At 27.8% G+C, this 8,958-nt stretch carries 10 protein-coding genes; 2 read left to right on the forward strand and 8 right to left on the reverse strand.

Annotated features, from left to right (window positions below):
* Positions 1–176 precede the first annotated feature (176 nt).
* A complete protein-coding gene (locus CLPUN_RS02505) occupies positions 177–392 on the forward strand; it encodes an IS3 family transposase (protein ID WP_077845802.1) in 216 nt (71 codons plus the stop codon).
* Positions 393–469: 77 nt separating this feature from the next.
* Here CLPUN_RS02505 and CLPUN_RS02510 read toward each other — a convergent pair whose 3' ends face one another.
* From CLPUN_RS02510 to CLPUN_RS29085, 7 genes are all read right to left on the reverse strand, one after another.
* Positions 470–1,438, reverse strand: coding sequence for an Ig-like domain-containing protein (locus CLPUN_RS02510; protein WP_077845803.1), 969 nt, complete (start codon positions 1,436–1,438; stop codon positions 470–472).
* Positions 1,439–1,983: 545 nt separating this feature from the next.
* Complete coding sequence (locus CLPUN_RS02515; RefSeq protein ID WP_077845804.1) at positions 1,984–2,265, reverse strand: hypothetical protein; 282 nt, start codon at positions 2,263–2,265, stop codon at positions 1,984–1,986.
* Between the two features lie 26 nt (positions 2,266–2,291).
* Positions 2,292–2,810 carry a phage tail tube protein gene (locus tag CLPUN_RS02520; RefSeq protein WP_077845805.1) on the reverse strand — a complete coding sequence of 173 codons (519 nt, stop codon included), beginning with the start codon at positions 2,808–2,810 and terminating at the stop codon, positions 2,292–2,294.
* 11 nt (positions 2,811–2,821) lie between these two features.
* Positions 2,822–5,203: a hypothetical protein gene (locus tag CLPUN_RS02525; protein ID WP_077845806.1), complete on the reverse strand. Its 2,382-nt coding sequence runs from the start codon at positions 5,201–5,203 to the stop codon at positions 2,822–2,824.
* Positions 5,204–5,286: 83 nt separating this feature from the next.
* Positions 5,287–5,547: a hypothetical protein gene (locus CLPUN_RS02530; RefSeq protein ID WP_077845807.1), complete on the reverse strand. Its 261-nt coding sequence runs from the start codon at positions 5,545–5,547 to the stop codon at positions 5,287–5,289.
* A 62-nt stretch (positions 5,548–5,609) separates the two neighbouring features.
* A complete protein-coding gene (locus CLPUN_RS02535; RefSeq protein WP_077845808.1) occupies positions 5,610–5,891 on the reverse strand; it encodes a hypothetical protein in 282 nt (93 codons plus the stop codon).
* 49 nt (positions 5,892–5,940) lie between these two features.
* Positions 5,941–6,063: a hypothetical protein gene (locus CLPUN_RS29085; RefSeq protein ID WP_278281592.1), complete on the reverse strand. Its 123-nt coding sequence runs from the start codon at positions 6,061–6,063 to the stop codon at positions 5,941–5,943.
* 219 nt (positions 6,064–6,282) lie between these two features.
* On the opposite strand from CLPUN_RS29085, the gene CLPUN_RS02540 reads away from it, so the two are divergent.
* Positions 6,283–7,920, forward strand: a complete 1,638-nt coding sequence (locus tag CLPUN_RS02540) for a hypothetical protein (protein ID WP_077845809.1) — start codon at positions 6,283–6,285, stop codon at positions 7,918–7,920.
* Positions 7,921–8,525: 605 nt separating this feature from the next.
* Here CLPUN_RS02540 and CLPUN_RS02545 read toward each other — a convergent pair.
* The gene (locus CLPUN_RS02545; RefSeq protein WP_077845810.1) at positions 8,526–8,828 is read right to left on the reverse strand and encodes a hypothetical protein; all 303 of its coding nucleotides are present in this window, start codon (positions 8,826–8,828) and stop codon (positions 8,526–8,528) included.
* Between the last annotated feature and the right edge of the window lie 130 nt (positions 8,829–8,958).

Below are 8,958 nucleotides of genomic sequence, written 5' to 3' on the forward strand. Positions count from 1 at the left end.
AAAACTGCATACATTGGTTGCCGCCCGAAAGGGTGAAGAAATGCTTGAGCCGTATGAGCTGGAAACTCTCACGTACGGTTCTTAGATGAGGGAAAGGGAGAAATCCCTTTTTCTTAATCGATTATACTAATAGAACTTTCAAAGCTAAACTTGATAAAATCAAAGCAACTCAAAGCATGTCACGTGTCAGTAGGTGTATCGCCAACGGACCAATGGAAGGTTTTTGGGGAATTCTAAAATGTGAGATGTATTATTTGCAAAAATTTTATACATATGAAGAATTGAGACAAGCAATTGATGACTACATAGTATTTTATAATACAAAAAGGTTACAGAAAAATTTAAAAGGTCTGACTCCAATTGAATATCGAAATCAGACCTTATCAGCATAAGTTTTTATTTTTTCATCTGTCTACTTGACAGGGTGCAGTTCATTCTGCAAGTGTCTTATATAAACTTTAATATTTTATTATCTTACTTCAAACCAATCTATTTTATCATGTATTACATAGTCCTTATAAGTACCTTTAGCAAATTCATAATATGGCTTGTTTGATTTAGTGCTATCTCTATCTATATACCATTGCTTAAATTTAGCAATTTCATCATTAGATACACTATAACTCTTTATTTGTCCATCTACTAATTCTATGAATAAATTAGCATCACCATTTACTGGTGGCTGAGGTTCATCACCTTTAGTCACAGTAACAGTACATGTGGCAGTTAAACCATTTACAGTAGTCGCTGTTATAGTGCAAGTTCCTACACCCTTTGCTATAACCTTTCCTATTGCTAGATCATACTCTGCAACATTTGAATCACTTGATGTCCAAGTTATACCTAAACCAGCTGGAGTTGTTGTTGCTGTTAATTGTTTTGAATCTCCTACTTTTAAATCCATAGATGATTTATCTAATGTTATTGACTCATTTAGATTTACTAAATACCCATCTTTATCTATATCTATATTTATGAACTCGTACCACAAATTTTCCATATTTGTTATTTTTATTTTATGAGTTTGTCCCGGTAAATTAAGTTTTTCGAATTCAAGACAGTCTAGTATTAGCGCATTGCTTCGAGTACTAAAATTATATGGAATACCATCTATAGAAATATTAACTACAGATGACCTCATGTATGGGTGCTCTAAACCAATAATTCTTATATTTTTGCTATGCATAATAAATTCTACACTATCTCCTAATACCTTCGTTCCCATGCCTTCATTATCTTTAGTCTGATCTATCCAACTTCCGTTGTATTTAATGTCTTTATTTGTATAATCAATTCTTTTCCATCCATTTTCTGGTTGTGATAACGTCTGCCCAATTGTAGCTGCATTAGCCGCTGTTCCATTCTGAATTAATCCAACACCTATAACAGTCAATAACATTACAAACATTATACTAAACTTTTTAAAGTAATTTTTCATTTATCATTTCTCCCTTTTATTTAATAATAAATGAACGCGCGTTCTTTCTATATATTTATTCTAATTGTAATCTTAGTAAATTCCAACCAAAATCGTAATACAAATTCCTTTATATCTAAGAATTTTAGTAATTTTTTACAAGATTAAATATAATCCTTTTCAAATCAATAAAATTATATATTATTAAAATATAGACAAATAATAATATACTTACAAAATAATGATTATATGTTGATATTTATTATGATGAAAAAGATTTATTTGTTTTTTAATCTGTAAGAAATATGATGCAAAACGAATCATTTTCAGTAGTATCTCTGAATATTTTATAAATCATTATTCCATAACTTAATCTTAATCCTTACTACTAAATATAAAATCGAAAAAATTTAGGCAAGAATATATTTCTATATCCTTACCTTATATGTACTTACTTTAATACAATTGCATCAATTGCTTCATTTTCTTTTTCCTCCTAAATTTTTTAACTCAAAATAAAAAAGATAGCCAAGTAACTATCTAACCTTCAATTTAATATATTCGCCTTACAATGATCTAAATTTTTCTAAACTTTCTTTTTTACATATGTTATATCCTTCTTTTAGGTATCTATCTAAATCTTCTTTATTATTAACTCCTATAAATGAATAATGATACTCACCTTTAAAAGTTAATTCATTCCACTTACTAGCATCTGTTGTTGGTAAAGATAGTTGAATCTTAAAGCCAACATATTCATTATTAATACCACTTAACCTTTCAAATAAAAATTTTTCTTGTCTTTTAACAAATTCCTCTGCATAAGATTTAAAATCAAATTCTTTCATTATATTTTTACCTCCGACTGTCATATTTATATATATGAGAATCCATTAGATTCCCAATCTCCATGTTCTTGAGCATAATTATCATCAATTATTTCTTCATAACTGGCACTTTCTATTTCAAATCCTGCTTGATACTTTTCTGTTAGAAAATCAGTTTCAGATTTTAAAGCAAACAAAGGCATATCTCCTTCTAGCCAACAATTACCTATAAAAATAGTCTCTTCTTCTCTATTTTTATGATTTGGTTTCTTTGGCGCTTTAACAGTTGCATCTAAAATAAAATAGAATAGTTGACCATACCTAGCACATTCGAGCATAGTCGGTTTAAATCTGCCATATATTTTATTTAATTCAAATGTTATACTTCCATTTATGCTAGTTATCATTTTACCTTTACTTACGCTGTTTAAAATTACTATTTCTCTCATTTCAGGTATTAATTTGATTTCTAAGTTTTTCAGTTCTGCTACTTCAATATCATTTATTTTCATATATCCTTGATTTGATAATAGAATTTTATTTGGATTTATAGTTTTAAAAATCATTGTTTACCTCCTTACTTTTGATTGTTTTGTAAATTTTGAATTTGTAGTATTAAATCCTCTGCACTATCTGTCTTTACCTCACTAATTGATACATTGTATATAGTTTTATTGTCATTATTCATAATATCTTTTATTTGATTTCTTTGATTATCGTCTAAATTAGGATTTTGTGCTAAATAAGTACTAGCATTTGCGTCAGTTAAATAATGACTATCCCAAGCACCTGTAGCAATACCATATGTTACACCATTATGCAAATACATTCCTAATTCTGAAAAGTTTTTTGATATATTATCAGAAAATCCCAAACTATTATCATTAGAAGATGAAATTACATTACTAGCTTCTTTAGGACTTAAAACACCGCTATTGTTCATTGATTTTATCCACCAACCATAACCGCCATCCACCACTGCCGCAAAGGGGTTTTTATTAGCCACATCTTTTGTTTGATTTGCTGTTGTTACCAGTTCTATAGCTTTACTATTTAATATTCTTTCCAACATATCCGGTAATGTATCTAATAATTTGACAAATGCTGGACTAGAAGCTAAGGTATTAACTATTTTAGCAACTGAATCTCCCATTTTTTCTAGCACACTACCTACTTCATTCCATTTTATTTTATCAATAAAGTTTTCTATTGCTTTTGCAACCGAATCTACTGCTTTTCCTAATCCTGTTCCTAATTTATCAAACATAATAGAAGCATTTGAACTACTTAGCCAATTATCCATATAATCTAAAAACTTTTTGACTGAATTAAATACATTTATTCCATTCTTAGCCATCCCTGTATTGTTTGCATCTACTCCTAGTAAATCTGCTAAGACAGTTTCCCAGTTCCCTTGAATTCTATCCATTAACCCATTCATGGTTTTAGAATACCTTTCAGTTAGTCCACTATATTTTGTTTCGTGTTTTACATAATCAATTAGTAAGTCTAAATATTCTTGTTTATTATTTACTGTACCAGTTTTATTAAAAGCATCTTTCCATTTTTTAGAATTAGCCCTATCCTCAATGTTTTTACTTTTACTTAAAGATTGTAAATATTTATTAATTTCTTTATTATCAAGCATATAATTTGTTTTTAGAGAAGTACTTCTTCCACCCATTGCATCAACTATACTAAAGCCAACATGCGAAGCTCCAAGTTCTGGTTTTATAGAAGCAATATCCAATAATGTCATTAAATCTTCTTTTTTATAATTTACTTTTGCTCCTGCTAATTTCTTTTGTAGTTCACCAACTTCTCTCTCAGAATATGGAGTATCTTTAGCTAATTTTGTTCCCATAGCATAATATTTTTGTCCTATTACTGGATTATTTCCATATAATACGTCCATAGCAACCCTATTGGTTTCAAATTGTCCAGCACTTTGCAATCCCTCTTTTAATCCTTGATAACTTAATAAATTTCCTGACAATGAATTAATAGCATTAAAACCTTGTTGTGTCCATCCATTTATAGTATCTAATATTTTTTTTACTCCTGTTAATCCAGCTCCAACAATAGATAAACTACCTAATATTCTAGTAAGATTTCCACTTAATATTCCACCTAGAACATTTTCGGTTTTATCACCTGAAAAAATTCCCCCTAACAAACTATCTTTAGTGTTTTTATTTGAATTAGAACCACCACCAACATCCATCTTTATACTAGATTTGGCTAAGGTTTCTGCGTCTTTATTTATAACTTTGAAAATATCTTGCACATCTTTTCCCATGTTTTTATATTTATTTTCTATATTATTAACTGCTTTAACTTGTGCTTGTTCTATTTTATTTGCTGAATTTAATATTTTAATGTCTCTTACAAATTGTTCCTCTTCTTCATCATTAAATATAATATTGAATGGTATCATTTTATTTTTCTTAATCTCTTCCATTTCAACCTTTAATCCACGCTTTACGCTTACTTTGCACCACTTTTCATTTTCATCTTGAAATTGCAATTCAATGATATCTTTATCTATTTTAATTTTTTCAATATCTTCTATGTAAAATTCCTCATTATTTATGTATAAAGAACCTTCATTAATCCAAATATCTTCATTTAGCCAATCATTATCTTTTAATTTATCATAAATACTAATTTCCTCTGGTGTCGGAACTACTGAACAATATTCTCCTCTACCCAAATTCAGCCATACAAACTCTATTATTTGAGCCAAACTACATTTATTTATAATTTCATCTTTAAAAAACATATCATTATAATGTAATCCTCTAGTATCTAATATTTGTCTTACTCCAATATCTTCATTACTTACAATTGCAGAATAAGTTATAGAATCATTTTTAACATAATTATTTAAAACCTCGCATAATTTTTCACTAAATTCCATGTTCTTTTTTAGTTTCTTTTCTAAATCTTTATTTATCATAGTACACATCTCCTTTATTTATTTTTATGCATAACAAAAAAGCCTACCTAATTAATAAGTAGACTTGATTTCTGTATTCATTTTTAATATCCTATTCTATAAATCACATTATCATTTTTATCAACAAGTATTACTCCTGTAAATGAATCGTCATAATCCTCTTTTATAGCCCATGTAATTCTAATATTCTTATTTTGGTAAGGTTCATGCTCTTCTATCAGTCTCTTTTCATCTTCCTCAGTTATTTCTGTATCAATTTTTAATAATTTAATACTATCCTCAATTGAATCTAATGATCCATATGTTTCATAATCTTCTACTTTTCCATAATTATTTATATTCAATTTGTTATCATCTCCTTTCCAGAACAACAGGTTTGGTGAGCAGGTATGCGAACCATAACCTCTTACACTCTAACAATAATGTACTTATATCCTTTTTCATCTCTTAAATAACTATAACTAAATCCAATTTTTAATTCATTTAATAATTTAGCTAATTTTACTTTTCTTTTATTAACATCTACTAGCATTTCAATTAAATCTAATTGCATATCATAGTCCAATTTATTACCATTATTATTACAATAAGATTTAATAATTTCCTTTGCTGCTTTATCATCTTCTTGAATATTTTCTAATTCTTTATCTATATCTAAGTTAACTAAATCTAAAATCTTTTTATTCAATTTATGTAATCCTCCTTTCATTTTAAGCATAAAAATAGACTAGATCTTATTAACCTAATCTATCTCTTAATACAAAATACATATTATTTTTACTTAAATATTTATTAGCTTCCCACTTTGAATTTTTATTTATAAAGCTACTTACATTAAAAATTTCTTTATCTTCTACCAACTGTGTCAAGATTTAATAAATTATAATTACCTACTATTACTATGTCGAACCTTCCAATCTTTTAATTCTAATTTTCATTAATACATATCATCATTTATTAATTTTTTACAATATTCCCTTGAATTCTCTATTTTATAGTTGTATTATAAGTATGTAATTGAGATTAATTGGAAACAAAATATTTTTCTCAACTCATTTTTTAATAAAAGGGGGATTTTTATGTTAAAAAAATTTTTAGGAATTACATTAACTATGTTTTTATGTCTACCATCAAGTGTAGCATTTGCAAATAGTAATGTTAATTCATCAAGCGAAGAATTTACCACTTTCACAAAAACTCTTAGCAATAGTTCTGATCAAAATAGTGACTATCAAAAACTCTTAAGCGACACAAACGTAGTAACACAAAATAAATCAGATGATTTATTAACATCAAAAAAAATTGTTGATAGTAGCATACAAAAAGGAGAGCCCATTAAAACTGATGTAAATAACGCTTTATTAAGTAGTCTACAGAAGTCAACTGAAGAAAAAACAAACTTTATAAAAAGTAACAGTATTACAAGCATTGCAAATATAGACACATCTTCTACTGTAGAAACTACCACATCTCCTGCTGTCACTGCTAAGCCAATTGCTCAACTAAGATACGCTATTTTAAATCCAGCATCTTTAAAAAATGGACAAATCACTACAGATACTCAAATTGGATGGTTATGGTCTTATAATGGAGAAAATTATACTTATGACCCAAATGGATATCAAATCACTAATGTGAATATTGATGGAACTCCCGGTGTAAGTGACTCTATTATAGGAACATTAACAGGTAATATTGGATTCGCCACTCAATTTAAAACACCGGGTCAATATATATTGAAATTTAAATGCATGAATGACCATAATGTATGGTCTGATGAATGGAGTATGACTATATCTGTTGAACCAACAGACAATAATACTAGACCTCAATGCGTTCTTAATTATTCTGCATTAAGTGGAAATACAGATACAGAATTTTTCTTTAGTTGGGCTAAATCAAAAGATAACGATACGAATGATTCACTAAAAAATGTACAAAGTTTAATAATAATAGATGGAGAAACTCATCTACTCTATGATTATGCTTTACTTAAAGGTGATAATTCTTGCATAGTAAAATTTAAAGATCCCGGCACTTATCTAATAATGGTTAGAGTAAGTGATTCTCATGGAGCTTGGTCTAATTGGGTTGGTTCTGATATTGTTGTCACAGCTTCTACACGTATAACACCTCCAAAAAACACACCAACACCTAATAATATTTCTATTGATGAAGTATGGTCAAAAATTAAGCATAACCCTAAAAATAATACTCCGTACACTAACCCATATGATTATGTAGGTACAGAGGCTTATAACCATACTTCTCCTTCTAGTTCTGAATATCTTACTTCTTGTACAGATAATTTAGGTTATGCTCATAATTATTATAAGCTAACACTTACTCAATTAGGTGACGATGACGTTTATTTAATATACGACGATGAATTTTTGACTTCTAATGAATATCATAATGGATATTTTGGTACATGGTTTCCAAAAAACTCAATGAATTTTCAAGATGGAGTAATGACAACAGCCAATCTAAACTATCAAATGTTCTCGGGTGACAAACCTGGCGAACATAAAAAATTCCATATATTTGATTTTTATACTGCAAAAGACTATACTATTACTTATTATGATGGTTTAGATATAAAGTATCCATATTACATTCGCTCCGATATGACTGATAATACTAGAATAGTATTCGAACAACGTGGATTACGTCGTTATAGCATAGATAGACAAACTGGCATAAAGAGTATAATATGATGTTATTAATGTTATCAATCGATAAGTATAGTAAATTTGTTTAAAGATTTAATTAATTTATAAATATAATACATTTTCAATAAACCTTTATAGATTTTTAAAATTTAGAATTTCTACTTTATTAGGAGATGATTTCTGTACTGAACAGGAGTCATCTTTTATAGCTTATCTAAAAATTCTCGATACGTTCTTAATTTCATTTAATCTTTTTATCCTTTCATATAGACGTTCTTTTCTTTTTGTATCAACCAACCTATAACGCTGGGGTTTCGGTAAACCTCAACCAACCATCCTTATAGCCTAGCCGACAAAAAGAAAGCCACTATGGCAAAAGAAAAAACGGTTTGTTGACTTTATTTAACTTTTTCTAATTCAACAATAAAAAAGTTAAGCCTATTTGACTTATTTATAATAATTTCATCTATATATAGTATTTATTCGTCTTCTTATATACCATATACAGTATATAATTTATTTTAAAATATGAATTTTATTTACTTATTTATTTTTGCATTGACTTTTATCCACCAAAATGATAATATTAAACATTTAGGTAGGTATAAAACTATATATAATATATATATGATTCTATACCTACCTAACTTTTAATTTCCAACTAAATAATATTCTTTTCCTTCTCTAACTCTTGTACATTTTTCAAGTATTGCCTTAACCGTCTTATTCTTTTTAACATTTTTCCATTCTTCACTATTTATTTCACATTTAGTTCTAATTTCTGATATATATATTTTTTCTCCTGTCCATTCTTTATTCCAATTCAAGAACTTTTGTGCCAATGTTTTAGTTCCATCAGCTTTAGTAAATGCTTCATCTTTTGCCCTTTGAAACTCATTTAATGTTTCTTTATTATATGTAATAGAGCATTTAGGTAATAAGTTTTCAAGCATTGTATATATAAGTTCTAATAAAGTTTCTACATCTTAATACATAGCCTGTCTATTGTTCGTGTAGGAACTTTATTTATTGTTTCAATGAAATTTTGTACAGCAACTCTAATACCAACCAAACTTTTAAAGA

The sequence above is a fragment of the Clostridium puniceum genome (genome assembly GCF_002006345.1).
In the GTDB taxonomy this organism is placed as follows: Bacteria; Bacillota; Clostridia; order Clostridiales; family Clostridiaceae; genus Clostridium; species Clostridium puniceum.